Origin of the sequence: Gordonibacter urolithinfaciens, assembly GCF_900199375.1 — a bacterium.
GTDB classification, from domain to species: domain Bacteria; phylum Actinomycetota; class Coriobacteriia; order Coriobacteriales; family Eggerthellaceae; genus Gordonibacter; species Gordonibacter urolithinfaciens.
The window spans coordinates 2016416-2041702 of the sequence record NZ_LT900217.1 but is presented as its reverse complement, the minus strand read 5'-3'; the positions used below and the strand labels follow the sequence as shown (position 1 = coordinate 2041702).

At 67.1% G+C, this 25287-nt stretch carries 21 protein-coding genes and 1 tRNA gene; 4 read left to right on the top strand and 18 right to left on the bottom strand.

The window, feature by feature from the left end; all coding sequences use genetic code 11:
- Window positions 1-155: 155 nt before the first annotated feature.
- The 10 genes from BN3560_RS08745 to rlmD all read right to left on the bottom strand — a co-directional run bounded on the left by BN3560_RS08745 (window position 156) and on the right by rlmD (window position 14142).
- Window positions 156-1673 carry an MATE family efflux transporter gene (locus BN3560_RS08745; protein WP_087189997.1) on the bottom strand — a complete coding sequence of 506 codons (1518 nt, stop codon included), beginning with the start codon at window positions 1671-1673 and terminating at the stop codon, window positions 156-158.
- 143 nt (window positions 1674-1816) lie between these two features.
- The gene (locus BN3560_RS08740; RefSeq protein WP_096227753.1) at window positions 1817-2620 is read right to left on the bottom strand and encodes a biotin--[acetyl-CoA-carboxylase] ligase; all 804 of its coding nucleotides are present in this window, start codon (window positions 2618-2620) and stop codon (window positions 1817-1819) included.
- Window positions 2617-3924, bottom strand: coding sequence for a dihydropteroate synthase (gene folP, locus BN3560_RS08735; RefSeq protein WP_096227752.1), 1308 nt, complete (start codon window positions 3922-3924; stop codon window positions 2617-2619). Before folP ends, BN3560_RS08740 begins: the two co-directional genes overlap by 4 nt.
- Complete coding sequence (gene ftsH, locus BN3560_RS08730) at window positions 3921-6269, bottom strand: ATP-dependent zinc metalloprotease FtsH (RefSeq protein ID WP_096227751.1); 2349 nt, start codon at window positions 6267-6269, stop codon at window positions 3921-3923. Before ftsH ends, folP begins: the two co-directional genes overlap by 4 nt.
- A gap of 146 nt (window positions 6270-6415) precedes the next feature.
- Window positions 6416-6964 (bottom strand): hypoxanthine phosphoribosyltransferase, encoded by a 549-nt coding sequence (gene hpt, locus BN3560_RS08725; RefSeq protein ID WP_087190070.1) that lies wholly within the window; start codon window positions 6962-6964, stop codon window positions 6416-6418.
- Window positions 6965-7200: 236 nt separating this feature from the next.
- On the bottom strand, window positions 7201-7890 hold the full coding sequence (locus tag BN3560_RS08720) for a Maf family protein (protein WP_096227750.1): 690 nt from the start codon (window positions 7888-7890) through the stop codon (window positions 7201-7203).
- Window positions 7891-7944: 54 nt separating this feature from the next.
- Window positions 7945-9063 carry a tRNA lysidine(34) synthetase TilS gene (gene tilS / locus BN3560_RS08715; protein WP_096227749.1) on the bottom strand — a complete coding sequence of 373 codons (1119 nt, stop codon included), beginning with the start codon at window positions 9061-9063 and terminating at the stop codon, window positions 7945-7947.
- 9 nt (window positions 9064-9072) lie between these two features.
- The gene (gene cysK, locus BN3560_RS08710; protein ID WP_096227748.1) at window positions 9073-10011 is read right to left on the bottom strand and encodes a cysteine synthase A; all 939 of its coding nucleotides are present in this window, start codon (window positions 10009-10011) and stop codon (window positions 9073-9075) included.
- A gap of 173 nt (window positions 10012-10184) precedes the next feature.
- On the bottom strand, window positions 10185-12800 hold the full coding sequence (locus BN3560_RS08705; RefSeq protein WP_096227747.1) for a putative bifunctional diguanylate cyclase/phosphodiesterase: 2616 nt from the start codon (window positions 12798-12800) through the stop codon (window positions 10185-10187).
- 1 nt (window position 12801) lies between these two features.
- Complete coding sequence (gene rlmD, locus BN3560_RS08700) at window positions 12802-14142, bottom strand: 23S rRNA (uracil(1939)-C(5))-methyltransferase RlmD (RefSeq protein WP_096227746.1); 1341 nt, start codon at window positions 14140-14142, stop codon at window positions 12802-12804.
- A 90-nt stretch (window positions 14143-14232) separates the two neighbouring features.
- Here rlmD and BN3560_RS08695 point away from each other — a divergent pair, with 90 nt between their 5' ends.
- The 4 genes from BN3560_RS08695 to BN3560_RS08680 all read left to right on the top strand — a co-directional run bounded on the left by BN3560_RS08695 (window position 14233) and on the right by BN3560_RS08680 (window position 16897).
- Window positions 14233-15009 carry a dimethylarginine dimethylaminohydrolase family protein gene (locus tag BN3560_RS08695; protein ID WP_096227745.1) on the top strand — a complete coding sequence of 259 codons (777 nt, stop codon included), beginning with the start codon at window positions 14233-14235 and terminating at the stop codon, window positions 15007-15009.
- Window positions 15010-15147: 138 nt separating this feature from the next.
- Window positions 15148-15516, top strand: a complete 369-nt coding sequence (locus BN3560_RS08690) for a phage holin family protein (RefSeq protein ID WP_087190006.1) — start codon at window positions 15148-15150, stop codon at window positions 15514-15516.
- A gap of 188 nt (window positions 15517-15704) precedes the next feature.
- Window positions 15705-16193 carry a CidA/LrgA family protein gene (locus BN3560_RS08685; RefSeq protein ID WP_096227744.1) on the top strand — a complete coding sequence of 163 codons (489 nt, stop codon included), beginning with the start codon at window positions 15705-15707 and terminating at the stop codon, window positions 16191-16193.
- Between the two features lie 5 nt (window positions 16194-16198).
- Window positions 16199-16897: an LrgB family protein gene (locus BN3560_RS08680; RefSeq protein WP_087190008.1), complete on the top strand. Its 699-nt coding sequence runs from the start codon at window positions 16199-16201 to the stop codon at window positions 16895-16897.
- Window positions 16898-16929: 32 nt separating this feature from the next.
- Here BN3560_RS08680 and BN3560_RS08675 read toward each other — a convergent pair whose 3' ends face one another.
- The 8 genes from BN3560_RS08675 to BN3560_RS08640 all read right to left on the bottom strand — a co-directional run bounded on the left by BN3560_RS08675 (window position 16930) and on the right by BN3560_RS08640 (window position 24984).
- Window positions 16930-17979, bottom strand: coding sequence for a polyprenyl synthetase family protein (locus BN3560_RS08675; RefSeq protein WP_015539437.1), 1050 nt, complete (start codon window positions 17977-17979; stop codon window positions 16930-16932).
- A 229-nt stretch (window positions 17980-18208) separates the two neighbouring features.
- Window positions 18209-18293 (bottom strand) — tRNA-Leu (locus BN3560_RS08670).
- 107 nt (window positions 18294-18400) lie between these two features.
- Entirely contained in the window at window positions 18401-19402 is a 1002-nt protein-coding gene (locus BN3560_RS08665; protein WP_096227743.1) for a Ppx/GppA phosphatase family protein, read from the bottom strand.
- 73 nt (window positions 19403-19475) lie between these two features.
- On the bottom strand, window positions 19476-20459 hold the full coding sequence (locus BN3560_RS08660) for a septum formation initiator family protein (protein WP_227115105.1): 984 nt from the start codon (window positions 20457-20459) through the stop codon (window positions 19476-19478).
- Window positions 20460-20770: 311 nt separating this feature from the next.
- The gene (locus BN3560_RS08655; protein WP_041239223.1) at window positions 20771-21151 is read right to left on the bottom strand and encodes a metal-dependent transcriptional regulator; all 381 of its coding nucleotides are present in this window, start codon (window positions 21149-21151) and stop codon (window positions 20771-20773) included.
- A 497-nt stretch (window positions 21152-21648) separates the two neighbouring features.
- Entirely contained in the window at window positions 21649-21888 is a 240-nt protein-coding gene (locus BN3560_RS08650; protein ID WP_096227742.1) for a hypothetical protein, read from the bottom strand.
- A gap of 144 nt (window positions 21889-22032) precedes the next feature.
- On the bottom strand, window positions 22033-24384 hold the full coding sequence (gene feoB, locus BN3560_RS08645) for a ferrous iron transporter B (protein WP_096228645.1): 2352 nt from the start codon (window positions 24382-24384) through the stop codon (window positions 22033-22035).
- 357 nt (window positions 24385-24741) lie between these two features.
- Window positions 24742-24984, bottom strand: a complete 243-nt coding sequence (locus BN3560_RS08640) for a FeoA family protein (protein WP_087190012.1) — start codon at window positions 24982-24984, stop codon at window positions 24742-24744.
- Between the last annotated feature and the right edge of the window lie 303 nt (window positions 24985-25287).

Sequence of the window (25287 nt, the reverse complement as noted above, 5' to 3'; positions counted from 1 at the left end):
TTGACAATCGGGGTGACAACCGCGCGATACGCAGGATACCGGCCACACGGTCGGCTGCTCACCTGCCGGGCCAAACCGCGGCGCACAGTACCGTGGGGCCGCACGCCGCGGCCAGCGCAACCGGCATCCGCCGGGCAAATCCCGACGGGCCCCTGCTAGAACTTCGCGGTGATCTCCCCGCGCTCCAGCTTCCGCAGGCGCTTCATCTCCACGATGATGAAGATGACGGTGACGAAGATGGACAGGAAGTCCGCCATGGGCGTGGCGAAGTACAGTGCGTCGAGCCCCGTGAACTGCGGCAAAATGTGCGGCAGGACCTCGGGCAGCGCGAACAGCAGCGGCACGAGGAACAGGATCTGGCGCGTGAGCGACAGCACGATGGACTTCGCGGGTTGGCCCGTGGCCTGGAAGTAGTTCGAACCGACGATCTGGAAGCCCACGAACGGCAGCATGAGCAGCTGCACCTTGAGCGCGAACACGGTGAAGTCAACCAGCCCGTCGTGCGTGATACCGAACGCCCCCACGATGAACTCGGGGAACAGGTGCACCACCAGCCACATGACCGTGCCGAGCACCGTAGCGCCGGCAATGCCGTACCACAGCGTCTTGCGCACGCGGTCGATGAGCTTCGCGCCGTAGTTGAAGCCGAGCAGCGGCTGGATGGCCACGGCCACGCCCACGAGCGGCAGCACGGTGAACATGGCCACGCGCTGCACCACGCCGATGGACGCCAACGCGTCGTCCGCTCCGATGGGGCTCAACGCGCCGTACTGGACCAGCAGGTGATTGATGACGAAGTTCACCACGGCCATGCCTGCCTGCACGGCGAAGCTGGCGAAGCCGAGCGACAGGATGGTGCCGATGACGCGCAGATGCGGCGCCATGTAGCGGAAGTGCAGCTTGAGCGGCACGTTGCGCGTGAACACGAAGTACCACAGCACCGCGGCGCACGACGCGGCCTGCCCGATGATGGTGGCTAGCGCGCTGCCCTCCACCCCCCAACCCAGCCGGAGAACGAACAGGTAGTTCAACGCCGTGGACACCACGAGGCCGATGAGCATGGTGACGAGCGCGCGGTTGGGCGCGCCGGCCGTGCGGATGAAGTTGTTCACGCCCATGCCGATGCACTGGAAGATGAAGCCGAAGCAGATGATCTGCAGGAACGCCCGCGCATAGGGGCGCACGTCGTCGGTGGCGCTCGAGAGCGTGAGCAGGCCGTCCAAGACAGCGGGGTTCAGCGCCGCGATGCCGACTATGGCCGACACCACCACGCTCAGCAGCACCGTGTTGCCCAAGCTGATCTCGGCGTCCACGCGCCGTCCCTCGCCCAGGCGCAGCGCCGCGAGCGCGTTGCCGCCGTTGCCGATGAGCATGGAGATGGCCATGAACACGATCATGATGGGGTTCGCCACGGTGGCCGCCGACAGGCCGATCTCGCCCATGGCCTGCCCGAGGAAGATGGAGTCCACCACGTTGTAGGCACCGTTCACCACCATGCCGAGGATGGCGGGAATGGCGAACTCGGTGATGAGGCGCGGGATGGATGCCGTGCCCATGCGGCTGACCTTGCTGTCGCGACCAGGATTCTTCGGGTCCTTGCCGAGGGGTGCGCCGGTGCTTTCTTCGTTGAGATCGAGGGGGAGTTTCGTCTTCGTCGCTGAGGATGCTGCCATGGCTCGAGATGCCTTTCTCATTTTTGCGGAACGAGATATTTTACTCGCGCGCACAGAGAAAGGAGAATACCTTGTCGACAGATACATAAAGCAACCACAGCAAAGCGCTGCCAAAGGCGCCTATTCGCCGACGGGCGGCTGATCTACACGAGATGCGCCTCGCCGGAGGCGACCGGCACGCACGATCCATCGGGCGCGCGAAGGACGAGGCGACCGAACGCGTCCACCGAGGCCACCGTCCCCTCGGCCACCGGCTCGCCCGCAAGGTTCACCATGCGCACGCTGCGCCCCGTGAGGCTGGCATGGGCGGCGTACTCGCCTGCAAGCGGCGCAAAGCCCTTGGTCTGCCAGGCACGGTACAGCGGCGCGTACGCGTGCAGGACCGCGGCGGCCACATCGTCGATGCCGCCCTCGAAGCCCAGCTCGGGTAGGTAGACGGGGACGTTCTTGCCGCCCACCGCGGCATTGTCGGCAGGATCCGGCAGCTCCACGTTCACGCCGATGCCCACGCACACGCCGCCCGCATGAGCCTCGAGCGAGATACCGCACAGCTTGCGGAAGACGGGCTGTGCTGACGCAGCATCGAGAGGTTCCGGCGGCCGGCCGGCCGCCGGAACCACCAGGTCGTTTGGCCATTTTACCTGGACGCTTTCCGCAGCTTCGGCGGGGAGCAGCCCGACTACCGCGCGGCGCACGGCCAGGGCGGTCACGAGGCTCAGGGTGGGCAGCAGGGCGGCGTCAACCGAGGGGCGCAGCAGCAGCGACAGGTACAGGCCGCCTTCGGGGCTCGCCCAGGCGCGACCCTGCCGGCCGTAGCCGCCCGTCTGCCGACGGGCGCGCAACGCCAGGCCCTCGGGCTCGCCAGCCTCCAACGCGCGCTTCACCTCGTCGTTCGTCGAGGTAACCTCGTCGAGCACGCGCAGGCGGAACGCGAGCGGCTCGCTCACAGCCGTGTGGCCTTCCCCACCGCCACGCGATCGCACGTCACAGGGGTGCCGTCGGCCAGCACATGGCCCGGCAGCAGCTCCAGCAGCGGCTGCACCACGAAGTCGCGCTCGAGGGCGCGCGGGTGCGGCAGCGTGAGCAGGTCGTTGTCCGTCACGTACAGCTGGTAGTCGATGATATCGATATCGCAGGTGCGCGGTCCGTTCTCTCTCTCGCGCACACGGCCCAGGCTGTTCTCGATGGCATGCAGGTAACCCAGCAACTCCTTGGGCGCGAGCCCCGTGCGCAGCAGCACGACGGCGTTCACGAACACGTCCTGGTCCAAGTAGTAGGCCGGCTCGCTCTCGTAGAAGCTGGAGATGTCAACGATCTGCGAGTCCGGCAGCGCGCACAGCTCGGTGACGGCCTGGTTCAGAAGCGCGATCTTGCCCTCGCGCTCCTCGCCCGGCTCGGCTACGAGCGGCACGTTGCAACCCAGGCCCAGCAGCGCGTAGGGGCGCAGGTCCTTGAGCGCCTTGGCCGTCTCGGCAACGTTGTGCGTGCGCACCACGTTCGCCCCCAGCTCGCAGGCCATGAGCGCCTCGGCAGCGGACGCCTGGTCGCGTTCGCGCGGCTCGTCGATACGGTACGCGTAGCCGATGTAGCTCTTGCGCGACAGCGCCGCCATCACCGGGTACCCCAGCCGCGCGAACTCCTGGAAGTTGCGCACGAGCTCGATGGTCTGCTTCGGCGTCTTGCCGAAGCCGGGTCCGGGATCGACGCAGATGCGGTCGTGCGCGATGCCCGCCGCCTCGAGCGCGGCTGCCCGGTCGCGCAGGTAGTCGCGCACGTCGTTCACCACGTCGTCGTACACGGGATCGTCCTGCATGGTGGCCGGCTCTCCCTGCATGTGCATGACCACGAGCCCGGCGTCGCAGCCGCTCGCCACGTCCACCATGGCCGGGTCGCGGAAGCCGGACACGTCGTTCACGATGGCCGCACCCGCCTCGACGGCCGCGCGCGCCACCGCAGGTCGGCGCGTGTCGATGCTCACGCACATCCCGCACTCGGCGAGCGCGCGCACCACGGGCAGCACGCGCTCCAGCTCCTCGTCCACGCCCACGGGCGCGGCTCCGGGCCGGGTGGACTCGCCGCCCACGTCCACGATGGCGGCCCCCTCCTCCACCATCCGCTCGGCGTGCGCGAGCGCGGCATCAACGTCCTCGTGCTCGCCGCCGTCGGAGAAGGAATCGGGGGTAACGTTCAAGATGCCCATGACGATGGGCATCTTGGTGTCGAACTCGAAATCAGCGCAGCGCCAGATCATTTACGCTCTCCGTCGCCTTTCTCATCGTCGGTGCGGTCGGCGGGCTTGCCGTCCTGCGGCGCGCCCTTGCCGTCGCCCATCATCTCGCGGAAGCCCTTCTCCATCTCGTCGAGGAAGCTCTTAGAGCCGTCGGCGGGCGCAGCAGGGGCCGTTGTGCCCGATGCCTGCGCGCCGGCTGCAGCCCCATCATCCTCGTCCGAGGGCTCGCGGAACGGCGGGTTCGGATCCTGGTCGCCCGGCTCCACCGGCTCCTCTTTCCAGTTCGGGTCGGCCAGCTTGGCATCGCGCTCGCGCGCCGCCTGCTCCTCGGCCTCCTTGCGGGCGTTGATCTCTCCCTCGTGCTTCAGGTAGTCGTCCCACGTGTTGTCGAGCAGCGCCAGGCACGCCTCGCCCTCCACCGTCTCGCGCTCCAAGAGCACGCTGGCCATGAGGTCCATCTGCTCGCGATGGCTCACGAGGATCTCGTAGGCGCGGTCGTGCGCGTCCTTCATGATACGGGCCACCTCGTCGTCGATGCGCTTGGCCGTCTCCTCCGAGTAGTCCTGCGTGTTGCCGTAGTCGCGGCCCAGGAACACCTCGTGGTTCGGCTGGCCGAACACCTGCGTGCCCAGCTCGGCGCTCATGCCGTACTGGGTGACGATGGCGCGGGCCATCTTCGTGGCGCGCTCGAGGTCGTTGCTGGCACCCGTGGTGATGTCGTCGCAGAAGATCTCCTCCGCCACGCGGCCGCCCATGAACACGGCCAGCTCGTCGCGCATCTCGCCGAGCGAGTTGAGCACCTTGTCCTCCTTGGGGATGGACAGCGTGTAGCCGAGCGCCCGGCCGCGCGAGATGATGCTGATCTTGTGCACCGGGTCGGCATGCGGCAGCAGGTGCCCCACCAGGGCGTGGCCGCTCTCGTGGTAGGCGATGGTGTGCTTCGTCTGCTCGTCGAGCACGCGGCCCTTGCGCTCCGGGCCGGCAATGACGCGTTCCATGGACTCGCTCACCTCGCGCTGCGTGATGATCTTCTTGCCGCGGCGCGCCGTGAGCAGCGCCGACTCGTTCATGAGGTTCGCCAGGTCGGCGCCCGTGAAGCCCGGCGTGAGCTTGGCCACCTTCGCCAGGTCCACGTCGCTGCCGATGGGCTTGTCCTTCGAGTGCACCTGCAAGATCTTCTCGCGGCCCTTCACGTCGGGCGCGTCCACCACGATCTGGCGGTCGAAGCGGCCGGGACGCAGCAGGGCGGGATCCAGCACGTCGGCGCGGTTCGTGGCGGCGATGAGCACGACCGAATCGTTGCTCTCGAAGCCGTCCATCTCCACGAGCAGCTGGTTCAGCGTCTGCTCGCGCTCGTCGTGCCCGCCGCCGAGGCCCGTGCCGCGCTGGCGGCCCACCGCGTCGATCTCGTCGATGAAGATGATGGCCGGGCTCGCGTCCTTGGCCTGCTGGAACAGGTCGCGCACGCGGGACGCGCCCACGCCCACGAACATCTCCACGAAGTCGGAGCCCGAGATGCTGAAGAACGGCACGCCCGCCTCGCCGGCGACGGCGCGCGCGAGCAGCGTCTTGCCGGTGCCCGGAGGGCCCACCAGCAGGCAGCCGCACGGGATCTTCGCGCCCATGGACTGATACTTCGCTGGGTTCGCCAGGAAGTCCTTGATCTCCTGCATCTCCTCCACGGCCTCGTCCACACCGGCCACGTCGGAGAACTTCACGTCGGGACGCTCCTCGATGGACTTCTTCGTCTTGGCCTTGCCGAACGACATCTGCGAGTTGTTCGCCTTCTGCATGGAGTTGAAGAAGAAGAACAGCAGCGCGCCGATGGCGATGATGGGCAGCAGCGTGATGAGCAGGTCCATGAAGCCGGACGGCAGGTTCACCTGGTAGGGGATGTTCGGGTGCGCGGCCATGAGCTCGCCGAGCGAGTCCTGGCCCACGTAGGTGGACGTGAAGTTGTGTTCGTCGCCCAGCGTGGCCGCGTTGACGTCGGTGGTGCCCACGCCGCCCAGCGCCTTGCCGGTGTCGGGGTTCTTGAGCGTGGCCATGCGCGCGTTGAGCGCTTGGAACGCGTCGTTGAACGCGTTGGCCGCCGTCGAGCCGGCCGTGACGGCCGGGTAGTACGAGCCGGAAACGGTGTGGCCGCCGGCGTCGTACACCACCTTCGTCACGCGGTCCTGCTCCACGGCCTGCACGAATTCCGACGTGATGAGGCTGTCGGTCTGCGTGGTGCTGGACATGTTCATGAACTGCTGGCCCACGAAGAAGGCCACGATCAGGAACAGGACGACCGATATGATGGTCGTCCGCGGACTTGGCTGCTGGAATTGCGACTTCTTGTTGCTGTTCTTGTTATCCTGTGCCATGGAGCCTGACTTTCCTTCCCGAACGGTCGGCCGCGACACCCGGTGCGGACTTCCCGTCCGCCGCCCGTTCGAGCCGCCGCCGCACGCTTACCTGGCGAACCGGCCGCCACCTGTCGGTGCGCCGCCCGTCCGCCGCGGGTACGTCGTTATTGGTAGATCTCCGGCTTCAAGATGCCGATGCAGGGCAGGTTGCGGTAGCGCTCCGCAAAGTCCAGCCCGTAGCCGACGATGAAATCGTCGGGGCACTCGAAGCCGAGGTATTTGCAGTCGATCTTCGCCTGCGCGGGCGTCTTCTTTCGCAGCAGCGTGGCCACCTCGAGGGAGGCCGGATGACGCGACGACAGGTTTTTAAGCAGGTACGTCAAGGTAAGGCCGGAGTCGAGGATGTCCTCGGCCACGATCACATGGCGCCCTTCGATCTCGGACGTGAGGTCTTTCAGGATGCGCACGACGCCGGAGCTCTTCGCCCCGTTGCCGTACGACGAGACGGCCAGGTAGTCCATCTCCACCGGCAGCTCGATCTTGCGGGCCAAATCCGCCATGAAGATGGCCGCCCCGCGCAGCACGGAGATGAGGACGATGCCGCCCTCGTCCGCGGTGCAGGCGTAATCGCGCGTGATGGCGCGGCCGATCTCGGCCACGCGCGCGGCGATCTCATCTTCGGTGAACAGCACCTCGGCCAGGTCGTTCTGCACAGCTCGCATCCTCTTCGTCATATCCGCGCTCTGCCGTTCCTCGCTCCGCGCCGAAGCGCGATACGTGAGCGGAGGCGTCACGCTTACCTTGAGATTCGGTTAGTGTACCATTGCGTTCTTCATAAAAGGAGACGAGACGGTAACGCCGGGCCAAGGGCCACGATTTTTACATTTCGCCGCGGGAACAGGGCGTATAGGTTGAAAAAACAAGGGGTTTCGTTTTCGTCAGCCAGCCGTCAGCGCGCGGCGAACAGGTCCGGGAACTCGTCCAGCAGGCGGCCGACGGGCAGGCCGATAACCGAGTCCAAGGAGCCGTCGACGCGCTCTACGAGGCTCGCCCCCTCCCCTTGCACGGCGTAGGCGCCCGCCTTGTCGAACGACTCGCCCTTCCGCAGGTAGTCGGCGATCTCCTCGTCGGTGAGGCAGCGGAACGTGACGGCGGAACGGTCGACGAACGTGCGGAAGCCCACGGAGATGTCCTCGATCGCAGGAGCGGCCACCATCCACAGCGACACGGCCGTGATCACCTCGTGGGTGCGCCCGGACAGGCGGCGCAGCATGCGCTTGGCATCCGAGAGGCTTACGGGCTTTCCGAATATCTCGCCGTCGAGCACGACCATGGTGTCGGCTCCCAGCACGGCCGCCATGCCCAGGTAGTTCTCCGACAGCACCTCCTGCACCACGGCGCCGGCCTTGCGCTCGGCCAGCTTCTTCGCCGCCTCGGGCGGGTCGGCCAAAAGGTCGGGCTCCAAGGTCTCGTCGACCTCGGACACGCGCACGGAGAACGCGATGCCGGCGTCCTCCAACAGCTGCTTGCGCCGCGGCGAGCCGCTGGCCAGGATGATGTCGGGGACGGGCTCCCCGCCGGAAGCGGCGGCCTCCGCGCCGCACGCGGCCGCCTCGTGGGTGTTCTGTTCGTTATCCATGCCCGGTATTGTAACGCAAGGCCGGGTGCAGAGGGGCGCGAACCCGTCTTTCCGTCACCCTCGCTTGCGGCGTGCGCGGAACGCGGCCATGGGCTCGACGCGCACGCCGCGCTTGTTGGCGCTGACGGCCAGGTCTCCCTGGATGTTCGCCACGTAGCCGCCGCGGGGAGCGCCGGCGCCGTCGTAGGCGGCCAGCACGGCCTCGACCGACGCCGCCTCCACGCGCGCCTCGGCGCCCAGCACGAGGCCCAGCACGCGCAGGACGGCGCGGCGCTGCAGCGGGCGCGGCTCGGCGCCCAGCGCGGGGGCCAGCACGCAGCCGGCGCCATGGTCGATTCCCAGGGCCTCCGACTGCTCGATCCACGCCGCATGGCGGTTCGCAAGCGCCTCGGCCTGCGCCTCCAGCATGTCGTCCTCGTCGGCGATGAGGTTCATGCTGCGGCACAGAACGTCGAGCAGCTGCGGGTTGCGCTCCTTGGCCCGGGGCACGATCTCGTGGCGCACGTAGGCGCGGAACCGGTCCGTGTGGGCGTTCGTGGCATCCTCGCGCCAGAGGCTCCCCTCCGCATCCACGGCCACCGGCTCTTCCGCCCGCTCCCGTTCGACCAGGTAAGCTCGCAGATCGTTCCGGCTCGCATCCAGCAGCGGGCGCACGACCGGCCCGTTGCGGTACCGCATGGCGCGGAAGCCGCCCGGCCCCGTGCCCACGATGGAGCGCATGTAGAAGCTCTCCACCCGGTCATCGGCCGTATGGGCCGTGACGATGCGGCCGTCGACCAGCGGCGCGGCCGCATGGCGGCACAGGCTCTCCAGCGCCTCGTTCGCCGCCAAGTAGCGCTCGCGGCGTGCCACGGCCTCCACGTTCTCGCCCGTGAGCTCGGCCTCGCGCGCGATGTCGATCTCGCACGAGAACAGAGGGATGTCCAGCAGCTTGGCCAGCTGCGCCACGAAGCGCGCGTCGGCATCGGCGGCTTCGCCGCGCAGCCGGTGGTTCACGTGCAGCATGGCCAGCGGTCCCAGCTCCCCGGCCTCGTGCAACTCGGCGGCCAGGTACGCGAGCGCCGTGGAGTCCGACCCGCCCGACACCATGAGCAGCGCCGGCGTGTCCGGACCGGCGAGGACGCGCTCGGCAAGGGTGGACCGCATGCGGTCGATGGCGGTTGGCGCGGACATGGGGGCTCCTTACGCGAACAGCGGGGTGGACAGGTAGCGCTCGCCCGTATCCACCGCGAACGTGACCACGGTCGCGCCGCGCGCCTCAGGGCGCTCGGCCGCGAGCCTCAGCACGGCGGCGGCGTTCGCGCCCGACGAGATGCCCACGAGCAGGCCCTCGCGGGACGCCAGGTCGCGCGCGGCGGCCAGCGCGTCGTCGACCGAGACTGCCAGCGCGCCGTCCAACGCGTCCAAATCGAGCGTGGCGGGGATGAAGTTCGCGCCGATGCCCTGAATGCCGTGGGACGCGGGCGCCAGCTCCTCGCCGGCCAGCGCTTGCGACACGAGCGGGCTCTCCGCCGGCTCCACGGCGTAGAACTTCGTGGGAGCGCCCTGCGCGCGCAGGTAGTGCGCCACGCCCGACAGCGTGCCGCCGGTGCCCACGCCGGCCACCACGTAGTCGGGGAAGCCGCCCAGCTGCCGCACGATCTCGGGCCCGGTGGTCTCCTCGTGGGCGCGGGGGTTGTCCGGGTTCGTGAACTGGCCGACGATCCATGCGCCCGGCACCTCGCGCGCTATCTCCTCGGCGCGCGCCACGGCGCCGGCCATGCCCGCCGCCGCCGGCGTGAGCTCCAGCCGCGCCCCGTAGGCCGCCATGAGCGCGCGCCGCTCGCGGCTCATGGACTCGGGCATGGCGATGACCACCTCGTAGCCGCGCGCGGCGCCGATCATGGCCACGGCCACGCCGGTGTTCCCGCTCGTGGGCTCCACGAGCACCGTGCGGCCCGGCGCGATCTCGCCCCGCTCCTCGGCGCGGTCGATCATCGAGCGGGCCGCGCGGTCCTTGATAGACGCGCCGGGGTTCGCCGCCTCGTACTTGGCGAGCACGCGAAGGCCCGTCTCCTGCGAGAGCGCGTCCAGCAGCACGAGCGGGGTCTCGCCGATGAGCTCTGAAATATGGTCTGCCATGTCTATCTCCTAGTGTTTTGCTGGGTTTTAGGAAATCGTACCACGCCGGCCGCGGAAAGAAGGACGCCGCCACGGAATCTTCGCGATCCGCCCGCCCGGTCGCTGCTGCGGGAAAGAGCCCGCAGGCCGCCGCCGGCAAAACGGCGTCTGCCGCGCCCTCGCGCGCCCGAAGCCTACTCCTTCCCCAGGAACTTCCGCTCGAACTCGTCCGGAGGGCAGGGACGGCCGAACAGGAAGCCCTGGATGCTGTCCAGGCCCATGCCGCTCACGGCCTCGTACTCCTCCGGCACCTCCACGCCCTCCAGGCACACGCGGATGCCCACGTCATGGCACAGCTCCACCACGAACCGGATGAACGTGGCGTCGAACGTGCTGTCGCGGATGTCGCGCACGAACGTGCGGTCGATCTTCACGATGTCGGCCGGCGACTGCTTCAGCATGCCCAGCGCCGCATAGCCCGTGCCGAAGTCGTCCATGGCGATGCGCACGCCCAGCGCCCGCACGCCGGCGAACAGCTTCTGAGCCGCCTCGCTGCTGCTGGCGAAGCAGCTCTCGGTCATCTCCACCACCAGGTTCGCCGGCGGCAGGCCCGTGGTCGCCAGCGCCTCGGCGATGCTCGGCACGAGCTTGGCCTCGTCGAGCTGGCGGTACGACAGGTTCACGCTCATGACGAAGTCGGGGTTCCAGGCGCGCCACCGCGCGGCCGTCTCCATGGCGCGGCGCAGCACCCAGGCGCCGAACGGCACGATGAGGCCGCTCTCCTCCAGCAGCGGGATGAACTCCAACGGCGGCACCTCCCCGCAGGCGTCGCAACTCCAGCGTGCCAGCGCCTCGGCGCCGATCACGCGCCCGTCCGCGGCGTTTACCTGCGGTTGGAACACCAGCCGGAAGCCCTCGAAATCGTGCTCGATGCTGTCGCGCAGGCGCTCCACCAGCTCCAGCGTGCGCGAGCGCTCCGCCAGGATGCTGGGCGAGAACGGCACGCGGCGCTTCTTGCCGTGCGCCTTGGCGTACTCCAACGCGTAGTTCGCGAACTTCACCAGGTCCTCGTAGGTTTCCGCATCCGCCGGGTACTGGGCGCAGCCGGCCGAGAGCGTGCAGTAGAACTTCTTGCCCTCGTGCGTCTGCTGGCGGCGGAAGGACTGGTGCAGCGCCTGGTACACGTCGGGCAGCGTGGCGGCGTCGTCGCCGCGCGCCACAACCGCGAACTCGTCGCCGTCCAAGCGGTACACATACGCACGCCCTACGAGCGCGCTCTGGATGCGATGCGCGATGATGCGGATGACGTCGTCGCCGAAGCCGCGGTCGTAACGGTCGTTGATGTGGCGCAAATCGTCGATCCCCAGCACCATGAGGCCCAGCCGCTCGTCAGGGCGCGCCTCCAAGGCGCGGCGCACCACGTCCTCGAATTCGAATTTGTTGAACAGCCCGGTGAGGTGGTCCACCTTGTTCTTCTTCTCCAGGTTGGTGATGAAGCCCGCGAACAGGCTGGGCTCGCCGTCGCCGTCGTGCATGAGCATGCCGCGGCAGCGCAGCCACACGTACTCGCCCGCACGGTTGAGGGCCCGGTACTCCACGCAGTGCCGCGTCGTGCGCCCGTCGACGATGTCCTGGTTGGACTCGAGGAATGCCTGGCGGTCATCGGGATGCACGTGCGAGCCCCATACGGCCGCCGCATCGGCCACCACCTGCGCCGGCAGGCCGAACTCCTCCACCATGGCCTGCGGGTAGCGGAACACGCCCGTCTTCATGTTGCATACGTAGAGGTAGTCGTCGGTGCTGTCCACCAGGGCGTCGTACAGCAAGTCCACATCGAACGCGAACGCGCCCACGTCCTCGTCGGTCAGGACGCTGTTGCGCTCCAGCGCCTCCTGCGCACGCGCCTCGCTGCGCCCGATGTGCAGGCGGCGCTTCTGCTCGTACATGCGCTCGTCGGCCATGGTGAGCACCTCGTTGACCTCGGCGACGTCGCTCCCCTGCACCTCCACGATGCCGAAGCAGAAGCCCGTCTCCCTTAGATCGCCCTTCACGCGGCCCGAGAGCAGGTCGTCGGCACGCTCCATCTTGCCGCGCGCCTCGGCGGCATCGCCCTCCACCACGCAGACGAACTCGTCGCCCGAGAGGCGGAAGGCGAACTCTTCGCCCGAGAGCTGGCTGCGCGCCGCGTCGGCCGCAGCCCGCAGCACCACGTCGCCCTCGGCATGTCCGAACCGGTCGTTGATCTCCTTAAGACGGTTGATGTCGAACAGGCACACGCTGAACACGTCGCCCTCGTCGCGCTCGCGGTCCATGCGCGCCTGCAGGCGGCCCTTGCCGACGCGCCGCGTGAGCAGCTCGGTAAGCTCGTCGATACTGGCCGTCTTCACGTCGGTGATGTCCACGGACTGCTGCAGGTGCACGAGCGAGCCGTCGAACCAGCGGATGAGGCTGTCGCAGTTGCGGTACACGCGGCCGGTTTTCGAGCTCGTCTCCTCCCATTCCACCAAACGGCCAGGCTCGGCGGCCTCGAGCTTGTCCACCGGGCAGAACGGGCAGCGGCGGTCCAGGTTGCGCTGCAGCGTCTGCCAGCACAGCGTGCCCTCGGGCCGGTCCAGCCCGTAGTCCTCCCTCATGTAGCGGTTCATGTAGAGGATCTTGTCGGTGGCGGGGTCGGTGACGTACACGTTGGCGCGCATGCCGTCGAGGATCGTGTCGAGCGCGAACCGGTAGGCGTCGGCCCTTTCCCCGCCTGCGCGCCCGGCGCCCGCGGACGCCCCGTCCCAACCGCCCGCCTTCGCCTGCTCGTCCATGCTATCGCCCTCCTTCGCGCTCCAGCAGCGCGATCGTCTCGATGTGGTCCGTGTGGGGGAACATGTCCACCGGCTGCAGCGTGCGCAGGCGGTAGCCGCGGCGCTCCAGCTGCCGCACGTCGCGCGCCTGCGTCTCCGGGTTGCAGGAGATGTACACCACGCGCGCGGGCGCGCACCCAGCCAACGATTCCAGGAACTCCTCGCTCGAGCCCGCGCGCGGCGGATCCATGAGCACCACGTCCACTTGCTCGCCATCGGCGGCGGCTTCGCGCATGAAAGCGCCCGCGTCGCCCACGACGAACCGGGCGTTCTCCACGCCGTTGTGCCGCGCGTTCTCGCGCGCGTCGCGGATGGCCGAAGCCACGGAGTCCACGCCCACCACCCGAGCCGCCCCGTGCTTGGCGGCCACGAGGCCGATGGTGCCCGTGCCGCAGTACGCGTCCACCACGCGCTCGGCGCCGGCAAGGTGCGCCAACTCCACGGCCTGCCGGTACAGCACCTCGGTCTGCACGGCGTTCACCTGGTAGAACGACTGCGACGAGATACGGAAGCTCAAGCCGCACAGCTGGTCCAGGATGAACCCGGGCCCGTACAGCACCTGCTCGCGCTCGCCCAGGATCACGTTCGTCTGGCGCTCGTTCACGTTCTGCACGATGGTGGTGATGCCGGCGCAGCGCTTAACCAGCTCGCGGCAGAACGCGCGCGAGCCGGGGAACTCCCGGCCGTTCGTCACCAGCGTCACCAGCATCTCGCCGCTCGTATGCCCCACGCGCACCACGGCGTGGCGCAGAAAGCCGCTGTGCGCATCCTCGCGGTAGGGCTCGATGCCGAAGCGGGGCATGAGGGAACGGATGGCCAGGATAATCTGCTTGGCCTGCTCGTTCTCCACGAGGCACCCATCGGTCGGCACGATGCGGTGGGAGTGGGCGGCGTACATGCCGCAGAGTATCTCATGGCGCGCCCGGCCCGCCGTGCGGCGGCCGCGCGCCTCGCGGGCACGGTCGCCGCGCGAGCCCTTGCCCTTCTCGGCCCTTCCACCCGGCGCGGCACCCGGCAGCTTCTTGCCCGGCGCATACGGCGAGACCACCTTGTTGCGGTAGCGGAACGGGTCGTCCATGCCCAAGATAGGCCGCAGCTCGGCGCCCTCGAAGCCGCCGAACAGCTCGGCCACGCGCGCATCCTTGCGCGCGAGCTGGGCCGCATAGGGCTCGTTCACGTGCTGGCAGGCGCCGCACGTTTGGGCATGGGGGCAGACGGGCGTCCCTGCGCCGGCGCCCTCGGAGCCCTTCCGAGGGCGGTCGGGACCGTGGAGGGCGTGCGCGTCTTGCAACCGTTTCGTCATTTTCGAACCCGTCTATCGTCATCGCGGAAAGCTACACTATAGTATACGCATCGAAACGCGTACCCGTACCGCGCAACTGAAGGAGCACACATGACCAAGTTCACCAACGTTATCGTCCGCCGCCCGGCCAAGAGCATGGTGGAGGGCATCACGTCGGCACCCGAGCTGGGCAAGCCGGACTACGAGCTGGCATGCAAGCAGCATGACGACTACATCGCGGCCCTGAAGGACTGCGGCGTGGAAGTGACGGTGCTGCCTGCGCTCGAGCAGTTCCCCGACTCCTGCTTCGTGGAGGACCCGGCCGTCATCACGCGCTGCGGCGCCATCATCACGAACCCAGGCGCGGCCAGCCGCAACGGCGAGAAGGACGAGATAGAGCCCGCCGTGCGCCAGTTCTTCGACGACAGCCGCGTGAAGCACATCGAAAGCCCCGGCACGCTCGACGGCGGCGACGTGATGATGGTGGGCGACCACTTCTACGTGGGGCGCTCCGCCCGCACGAACGAGGAGGGCATACGCCAGTTCTTCGAGATCCTGGAGGGCTGGGGCCTCGAGGGCTCCGAGGTGCCGCTGGAGCACGTGCTGCACCTGAAGACCGGCGTGAACTACCTGGAGGACGGCAACATGCTGGTGTCCGGCGAGTTCGTGACCAAGCCGGACTTCGAGCAGTACCACCGCATCGAGATCCCCGAGGACGAGGCCTATGCCGCCAACTGCATCTGGGTTAACGGCACCGTCATAGTGCCCGAGGGCTACCCCACCGTGTTGAAGGCCGTGCAAGACGCCGGCTACGAGACCATCACCGTGGACACGAGCGAGTACCGCAAGCTCGACGGGGGCTTGAGCTGCCTGAGCCTGCGCTTCTAACCCCGCAGGGAATCCAGGGCGGCGGTCGAGGACGTCCCCAAGAAGCCGCGCGTAACGGTTTCCCCACTGTTTCGCGCGGCTTCGTTTTTCGCGCCTATAGTGCAATCCGTATGCAACCATCAAGAAAGAGGACCCGCCATGAACTTCATCATCCGCTGGCTCGTCACCGCCGTCGCCGTGGGCGTGGCCGTGTGGCTCGTTCCGGGCATGGAGATCCTCGGCGGCACGGACGCTTGGGTGGGCATCGCCATCTTCGGCCTGATCCTGTCGCTCGTCAACATCAGCATCAAGCCCATCATGCAGGTGCTGAGCTTGCCCATCAGCGTGATCACGCTCGGCATCTTCTACCTCGTGGTGAACACGCTCATGCTCTACATCGCCGCATGGCTGGCGAACGGGATCTTCCAGGTGGGGCTCGTTATCGACTCGTTCGGCAGCGCGTTCGTGGCCTCCATCGTTATCAGCATCGTATCGGCCCTGGTGAATGCGTTGGTTGGCAAGGACTAGCGCAGGAACGCCATCGGATCGCGTGCGGCATCGCCGGGTTTCGGCGGTGTCGCTTTCGTTTTACGTGGATTCTGGGCGCCTGCCGCGCATATATTTTTGCGCAGCCGTACAATAAGCACGGAAAAACGAGCGGGACATGCGGGGCGGGGCGCCGCATGCAACCCGCCTACTGGTGAGGAATCCGTGTCATGGAACAGCTGAACGACGCCGTATCGGGCGTCTCCGGGTGCGCTTGCGCACCCTCTCCCAACGATGCCTCGTGGCGCGCGAGGGCCGGGCGCGCCGGCAAGCGGGGCGCACGGTTCGCGGCGCAGCTCGCCGTCGTGGTGGCTGTGTACGCCGCCGGTTGCGCGCTCGCGTCGGCGCTCCCCATCCACCTGCCGGGCAACATCGTGGGCATGGTGCTCTTGCTCGTGCTTCTGGGGACGGGCCTGCTGAAAGCACGGCACGTGGGCGATGCCTGCGACTGCCTGCTGGACAACATGTCGCTGTTCTTCATCCCCGCCGGTGTGGCCATCTTAGGGTGCGTGTCGCTGCTGGAGGGCAATGCGGCGAAGTTCGCGCTCGTCTGCGTGGTGACCACGGTGCTCGTGTTTCTGGCAACAGCGTACACGGTGATGCTCGTATCGCGCTTGATGGCGAAGCGCGACGCTCGCACGGCCGACGAGGAGGCGTAGGCGGCATGGAAGCGATGGCGCACCTCGGGCTGACCCTCCTGTTGGGAACCGCAGCCTCGCTCGCGGTGTTCAAGCTTTCCGTGCTGCTGTACGAGCGCGTGAAGTCTCCGCTGCTCAACCCCCTGCTGGTCACCGTTGCCCTCATCATCGCGGCGCTCGTGGCGCTGCGCATCCCGCTGGAGTCGTACGAGCAGAGCGTGCAGCTCATCTCGTTTCTGCTGGGGCCGGCCACGGTGGCGCTGGCCTACTCGGTGTACCGCCAGCGCCAGACGCTCAAGGACCACTTCGTTCCCATCTTCGCCGGATGCCTCGTGGGATCGATCGTTTCGATGACCAGCGCCTATGCACTATGCAAGCTGCTGGGGCTCGACGACGCGCTGGCGCTGTCGTTCATCCCCAAGTCGGTGACCACGCCCATCGCCATCGCGGTGTCGGAGCAGCTGGGCGGTGTGACGTCCATCACCGTGGCGGCCGTCATCGTCACCGGCATCCTGGGCGCCATCACCGCGCCGCTCATGGCGCGCCTGTTCCGCGTGCGCGACGGCATCGCCAAGGGCGTGGCCATCGGCACGTGCAGCCATGCGGTGGGCACGACGAAGGCGCTTGAGATGGGCGAGCTGGAAGGCGCCATGAGCGGCGTGAGCATTGCCGTGTCGGGCCTGCTGACCACCGCCATCGTCATCGTGGCAAGCTGCTTTCTGTAGGGAGGGCGCGGGCCGTCGGCCCGCGGAACCCGTTACTTCAAGCGGTTCACGAACCAGTCGGCCATGGAGATGAGCAGCTCGCGCGAGGAGGACGGGCGCACCATGTCCACCAGGCGGTTCTTCGCTATGCTCGTGAGGTTCTCGGCGTAGTTGCGGGCGTACTCGATGCTGCCCGACGTCTCCATGATGTCCACAGCCTCCGCGAGCACGGCCTGGTCCTTCTCCTTCGACGACAGGATGTCGATGAGACGGTCGCGGTCGTCGGAGTGCTGCAGCGCGTGAACCACCATGAGCGTGCGCTTGCCTTCGGTGATGTCGTTGCGGAAGTCCTTCTTCGTGGACTCCTCGGAACCTATGAGGTTCAGCAGGTCGTCTTGGATCTGGAACGCCAGGCCCGTGTCCAGACCGTAGTTGCGCAACGCCTCGATCTCGGCCTCGGTGCCGCCGCCTATGATGGCGCCGATGGCCAGCGGCACGGCGCCGGAGTAATGCGCCGTCTTGTGAGTGGCCATGACGAGGTAGTCCTCGGGGGTAATGTCGTAGCGGCCGTCGCGCGCCCAGCCGATGTCGAGCGCCTGGCCCTCGATGGTGCGGCGCGTCATCTCTATGAGCTCGTTCACCACGCGCACCTTGGTGGCATCGTCGAGCAGCGGGTCGTTGATGACCGTGCCGTTCACCAACGAAAGCGCAAGGTCGCCCATGTTGATGGCCAGCCCCATGCCCTCGGTGAGGTGCAGGCAGGGCTCGCCGCGGCGCAGCTCGGCCTCGTCGGCGATGTCATCATGGATAAGCGCCGCCGTATGGAAATGTTCGATGGCGGCCGCCGCGCTCGTGGCGCGCGCCATGTCGCCGCCCACCGCACGGCAGGCCGCGAAGCAGATGAGCGGACGGTGGCGCTTGCCGCCGTTCTGGCTGTACGCGTTGAGCGGCTCGTACAGGTAGCGGTCCATGTCGGGGTGCGATCCCTGGGGGATGTACGAGTTCACCAGCGTTCCCACCTGGGCGGCGTAGCGGGTGAGGTATTCTTCGAAGGTCTCGGGCGGCTCTTCGATGGCCGCGATGATGTCGTTGATGTTGTCCATAACGCTTTCTTCGCTCGACGGATAGGCTCTGCCCCAAAACGCGCTCATCGCGCTCGCCGCGACAGCTTGAGCAATCGTACCACAAGGTTTTCGCGCACTATGAACAGGCAAGGCGACCGGCAGCATCATCTACGTGAAAACTGCATGGCTGGGGTGGAGTATGCGAAACCGGTGCATGGAGCCTTGAGGGCCGCGAAAAGCACCTAAGCGGCGAGGGCGGCCGGGAGAATGGTAGGGACGGTGGGACTCGAACCCACAAGACCGAGGCCGGCGGATTTTAAGTCCGCTGCGTATGCCAATTCCGCCACGTCCCCACGTAGCTCCGCCTTCGCGCGCCTCTTCCCCGAACAGGCGGCGCGCACGGTATATGGTAGCAAACTTTCGGCGCCAGCGGGACGGGGCAAGGCGGCCGCAACGCATGCTACACGGCCGCGCGCGCGGCTTCCAGCACGATGCCGTGAAGGATGTCGGACTCGCTCACCGTGAACGACGGCATGCCGGCCAGGTCCAGCACCACCTGCAAGATCACAAGGCCCGCCACGATCACGGGGGCGCGGCCGGGATCGAGGCCTGCCGTGCGGCGGCGCTCGTCCAGGCCCACGCTGGCCAGCTGGGCGTACACCTCGTTCAGCACGGCGCGCTCCACCACGGACCGATGAACGCGCGACGAGTCGTACTCCGCCATGCGCTCGTGCACCGCCACCACGCTCGTGGCCGTGCCGGCCACCGCCACCACCCGCTCGGGCGCGAACCCGCCGGCGCCCAGGTCGTCGAAGTAGGAGCGCATCTCCTCGGCGATCCACGCGCGGGCACGGCCGAGCTCCTCGTCGGAAGGCGGATCGGCCTCCAGGAACTTCTCGGTCACGCGGCGACACCCGATGTCGAACGAATGCGCCTGAACGGGCGCCTCGCCTGCCCGCCCGGCGACGAGCTCAGTCGAGCCCCCGCCCACGTCCACCACGAGGATGCGCTCGCCCGCGAAGTCGCACGACGCGCCCGCGAACGACAGCGCCGCCTCGCGCTCGCCCGGCACGACGGTCAGCGTGATGCCCGCATCGGCCAGCAGGGCCACGAACTCGTCGGCGTTGCGGGCATCGCGCGAGGCCGACGTGGCCACGGCCGTCACGGTGATGCCGCCGCCGTCCTCCGGCTCGCACGCGTCGAGGATGGCCTGGTAGCGGGCGACCACGTCGGCCACGCGCTGCATGGCCTCGGGTTTCAGCACGCCGGAGGCGTCCACGCCCTCGCCCAGGTTCGTGATGGCGTACTCGCGCCGCAGCTCGTGCAGCGCTCCCGCCTCGTCGATGTCGGCCACGAGCATGCGGCACGTCACCGTGCCGATGTCGATGGCGGCATAGCGGCCGGGACGCAGCGTGCCGGGGGCCGTGCAGGTAGGCGCGGGATCCGTCAGATGGGTTGCCATAGGGTCGCTTCCTCCTTGGATGCTTCGGTCGCACGGGCCGCCCCGTGCGGGCCGGACGCGCGCGAATACGGGGCTATTTCACGCCGAATAGGGCGTCGAGCACCGGCGAGTACCACGTCTCGGGCGCCTCCACGCTGCCGACCACGATGTTCGCCGTGAAGTTCGAGCCCTCGTCGTTGCCGGCGTCGGCGGCAAGGCCGTGCACGTTGGCGGTCTGCTCGCCCTCCGGCACCCAGCCGAACTGCTCGTGCGCGCGGTCCTCGATGCCGGCGTCCGTCTGCAGCGTGCCCACCTCGGACTCGAGCGAGGCGTTGCGCTGCTCGATGGCCGCGTACTCCGCTTGGAGCCGGTCGTGCTCGCGCACCGAGTGGTACAGCTGCTGCGTCGGAGTGTACAAAAACCAGCACGTGAGCAGAAGGCAGGCGACAAAACCGAGGCCGGCGATGGCCTTCGGCGACTGTTTTCCCGAGGAGAGCAGTGCGAGCGGGTTGAGCGATGCGAGCGAGAACGTGCGCGCCTTGCCGGCTGCGTCGTTCTGCATGCGCGCGGCGCGCTTGTGGTTGGAGCCCATCTCGCCCTTGTACACGGCCGCGCGCGATCCCGCGGCCGGCGCATCGGTTGCGCGGCTGCCGCCGAACTGCTTGTCGAACTTCTTGTCGGCACGGTCCTTCTGGCGCCTGCGGCGGAACTCCTGCAGGCGCGAGCGCTTATCGGGGGCTTCGTCCTCCGCCTCGCCGCGATCAGCGGAACGCTCGTCGGGCTCGTCGAGGTCGACGAAGGATTGCCTGGCATGGGCGCCCCGGCGACGGCGCGGCGCGGTGCCGGCAGGTTCGATGCGGGAACCGCGGTCGGCGTACGCGGTAACGGCGGCCCGCGCCGAGGAGGCGGGGAAATCATCGACGATAGAACGCGGCCGGGCAGGATTTGCGAGGGAAGCCGTGCGCGGTGCGGTGCCGGAGATGCGCGCGGCATCCGAGAGGGGCCGCGAGGCCGCGTAACGGGCAGAGGCGCCCGCGCGCCCGGCCGGGCGCACCGATGCGGAAACGCCCTGCTCCACGCTGCCGGCAGGGCGCCTCCGCGAGGGCCGCAAAGGCGCAGCGACAGACGAGCGCCTTGCGCCCGAATCGCGTTTCACCTCGTCAAACGAAAGTATATTCGCCTGGTTGCCCAATGGAGTGCGCTCCTCTTAGCATCGTGGTTCGTTGATGGTGGGTGTAATGCCAGAAGCTTGCTCAAGGATACCACAGAAGCAGGGGCCCCGCCACCGGACGCAGGCGCACAGCCGGCCCGTTGAGAAACCGTTGAATCGCGGCCCGAAGCGCGGGTGAAACCGTAAAAAACGCCGCTCGAGGGCGGCGTTCTCAAGGGCTAGAGATCGAGCTTCTTAATATAAGAACTCCATTTTTCGAACGACTCGTCGCTGATGGCATGCTCCATGAGGCACGCCTCGCGCTCGGCTTGCTCCTCGGGAATGCCGAGGGCCTTCGTGAGGAACGAGAACAGCATGTGATGGCGGTCGAGCACCGACGTTCCATAGGCGTAGCCCTCTTCGGTAAGCGTGATGTCGCCGTAGTACGGCTGGTCGGCCAGGCCCTTCTCCTTCAGGGACGTCACGGCCTTGTTGACCGACGCTTTGGACACGCCGAGCTTCGTCGCGATGTCGACCGAACGGACCGACGCCTCCGTCGTACCGCCCAACATGACGATGGCCTCGAGATAATCTTCGTGCGACATGGACATTTTTTCCACAGGAACCCTCCTTCGCGCCTCGCCCATGGTACCACACCCCTCGCCCCCTCCGAAAGGGCGGCATCAGCCCCCCCCCGGTAGTCCCCGAGCGTTGCACGCCGGGAGGCAGAAAGTGTCGCGGCCGGTCGCACTCGAAACGGTGGGCCGCGAAGTTTGACAGCCTGCCACAGGAAAACGCAGATCCGAGAGAACGCCGAAGGCGAAGATGAGAAGAGGCTGAAAGGGAGGAGTGCCGACGGGGGAAGAGGGGGGGATCCCCCGTCGGCGATGCTGTGCGGCGAATGACCAGACGAGAGGAGCCTTCGCCGCCGTGTCAGCAAGAAGAGGAGGCAGAGAGCTCGAGCCTTCCCCTTTGGCGCCTGCCTTGCGCCGGGAAAGTTTCGCTGTCGCTTTCTGACATTTGTTAGTCTATGCTAACTTACACGTATGGTCAAGGCAAAGTTTTCCTTGGTTTACAATTCCTCCATATATTGGATTTCCCTGCGCCTGCCGAGCGCCTACCGAGCGCTTCCCTGCTTGGCGGCGCGCTCAATGTCGGCGACCAGGGCATCTGCGACTCCGCACCCGGTGCACCCAGCGCAGCCTCCTGCCGCGCAGCCGCCCTTCGCCGGGCCTCCTCCGTGGTCGTGGCAGTCGCAGGTGCCGCGGCGCACCAGGCGTCGCACGGCTAGCACGGCCAACACCACGATAACAAGGCCGATGATGACGGTTGCCGGACTTATCTCCAATGGCAGCACGAGCCGCCTCCTTTCCACGGCGCCGCTTTCCGGCGCATTGCTTTTCGCACAGATGATTCGCGAGAAATATCCTCACGCGCTCGCGTCCGAACGCACCGAACGGCGGGCGCAGGATGCGCCCGCCGTTCGGTTCCTGCAGGAGCCTTACGCAACACCCTGCTCGGCCTCGGCCTGCGGCGCGCCGCCCTTGTCCTTGTACTCGGGCAGGGGGCGGAACAGCTGGAACAGCATGCCCACCAGCACCACGACGGCCACGGCAGTCCACACGCTGAACTCGCCACCGCCCAGCAGCATGCCGAACTGGTTGATCATCAGGCCCACGGCCCACGCGAACACCGTCATGTAGCCGATGGCGAACCAGGTCCACTTCGCGCTCGCCATCTGGCGACGGATGGTGCCGATAGCGGCGAAGCACGGGGCGCACAGCAGGTTGAAGGCGCAGAAGGCCATGATCGCCGGCACGCTGCCGCCCATGAGGGCGCCGAACGCCATCCACATGGACGGATCGGCCTCGCCGGCGTCTCCCAGGCTGGTGAGGATGCCCACCGTGGCCACGACGTTCTCCTTGGCCACGAGGCCCGTGATGGACGTGACGGCGGACTCCCAGTTGCCGAAGCCAAGCGGCGCGAACACCCACGCCAGCGCGTTGCCCAGACCGGCCATGAGGCTGTACTGGATGTAGTCTTCCATCTCCGTGTCGAGAAGGCCGAACGCGCCTTCGTAGAAGCCGAAGTTCATGAGGAACCAGATGACGATGGACGACAGGAAGATAATCGTGCCGGCCTTCACGATGAAGCTCTTCACGCGCTCCCACGTGGCCAGGGCCACGTTCTTCACGGCGGGCACGTGATAGGCCGGCAGCTCCATGATGAACGGCGTGGCCTCTCCGGCGAACATCCTGGTCTTGCGCAGCATGATGCCGGACACGATGATAGCGATGACGCCCAGGAAGTAGAACACCGGCGCGATCCACCAGGTGGTGCCCGCATCGCCGCCGGCGATGGCACCGAACACGAGCGCGATGATGGGCAGCTTCGCGCCGCAGGGGATCATGGTCGTCGTCATGATGGTCATGCGACGGTCTTTCTCGTTCTCAATGGTTTTCGTGGCCATGACGGCGGGGACGCCGCAGCCCGACGCGATGAGCATGGGGATGAAGCTCTTGCCCGACAGGCCGAACTTGCGGAAGATACGGTCCATGATGAACGCGACGCGCGCCATATACCCGCAGGCCTCCAGGACGGACAGCAACAGGAACAACACGATCATCTGGGGAACGAAGCCGAGCACCGCGCCCACGCCGGCGATGATGCCGTCCACGACGAGGCTCGTGAGCCACGGCGCCGTGCCGATGGACTCCAGCGCCTCGGTGGCCACGGGGGTGAGGCCTGGGAGGTAGAAGCCGAACTCTGCGGGATCGGGCTCCTCTTCGGCTAAGAGTGCCAGTTCGCTCTCGCTTGCGCCGGCTTCCTCGGCGGCTGTCATGTTCTCTTCCCAAACGCCGACCGCTTCGTCGTACTGCTCGGTGCCGGTGTAGAGCCAGCCGTCGCCGAAGACGCCGTCGTTGGCCCAGTCGGTGAATAGCGTGCCCACGGTGGATACGGAGATGTAGTACACCAGCGTCATGATGACGATGAAGATGGGGATGCCGAGCCAGCGGTTCGTGACCACGCGGTCGATCTTCTGCGTGGTGGTGGCGCCTTTGAGCGACTTCTTCACCGTCTCCGACACCACGTCGCCGATGGCGTCGTAGCGCTCGCCGGTGATGATGCTCTCGGCGTCGTCGTCTTGGCTGTTCTCGAGCGCCTCGCGGATGCTTGCAACGGCCGAGAGGTCACCGGCAGGCAGGCCCAGCTTGTCGATGGTTTTCTGCTCGCCCTCCAGCAGCTTGATGGCGTACCAGCGCGCCACGTTCGGGGTCACGCGCGTACCCAGCACGTCGATGACACGGCCCAGCGCTTCTTCCACCTCGGAGGTGAAGCGCAGGTCAGACGCGGCCGGCGTGCCCTTCTTCGCCGCGTCGATGGCGGTCTTCAGCAGGTCCTCCATGCCGCGACCCTTGAGCGCCGAGGTCTCCACTACGGGGCAGCCCAGCTTCTTGGAGAGCTTGGCCACGTCGATCTTGTCGCCGTTCTTCTCCACCAGGTCCATCATGTTCAGCGCCACCACTACCGGCAAGCCCAGATCGAGGATCTGCGTCGTCAGGTAGAGGTTGCGCTCCAAGTTCGTGGCGTCCACGAGGTTGATGACCGCGTCGGGGCGGCCGTCGAGCAGGTAGTCGCGCGTCACGACCTCCTCGGGCGAGTACGGCGAAAGCGAGTAGACGCCCGGCAGGTCCGTGATGGTCACGTCCTTGTCGCGCGTGTAGGTGCCCTCCTTCTTCTCGACCGTCACGCCCGGCCAGTTGCCCACGTACTGCGAGGCGCCGGTCAGGTCGTTGAACATCGTTGTCTTGCCGCAGTTCGGGTTGCCGGCAAGCGCTATGCGAATTCCCATGTTCTGCCTTTCCCACTTGTCCCTACCCGTTGCCTTGGGCATCGGGCAGGCTTCCTTGTTCCATTTGCGCAGGTCGATGCTTTCCCGACATCGTCCTGCACACGTTTCACGCTGCAAGGGGATTGCCGGTCCCCTCGTCGTGAAGTTAACTGTAACTAACTATGTCTCAAAAAACAGGGCTCCGGTTGTTCGCGCGACGCGCGAAAACGAAGCCGCCGGTCCATCGAGTTCAGCGAGGATTTTCGTGGTGCTCCAGATTGGCGTGACGGGTTGGGCGAGCGTGCTTTTGCACGTGAGCTCAAGCCAGCGTGGCAAGATGGAGTGCCACGGAAAGCCGCAGCGTCGTTTCGCCGGCCGTCAGGCCAACGAAACCAAAATGTTCTCCGCCTCGCTCTTGCGCAGCGAAAGCTCGTAGCCGCGCACCGTGACCTCGATGGGATCGCCCAGCGGAGCCACCTTGCGCACGAACACGTCCGTGCCCTTCGTGATGCCCATGTCCATGATATGGCGTTTGATGGCTCCCTCGCCCGTCAGACGGCGCACCGTGACCGACTCGCCGATGGCGACGTCGCGCAGCGTCTTACCCTGCCCTTCTGTCATATGCCGATCCTTTCTTCCTCGCCAGGTGCCTCCGGCACCCGATTCCTGCCAACTCTTCTGCCAACTCAAGGGAATGCGAAACCTGCAGATCTGGGCACTCGTACCGAATGCGCGACCTGGCCATGCGGGCCGAACCTGCAACCTTGGCGCCTGCGACCATGCAGAGCTTTGGGGCGTCCGGAAAAGCGGACCGTCGACCATTCGGCTCTCGGTTGCCCGAATTTTCGCTTCCGAATGTTTCACGTGAAACATTTGTACGAAAAAACGAACAGCGGCGAAAGCCGGCAGTCCGCACGCCAGCAA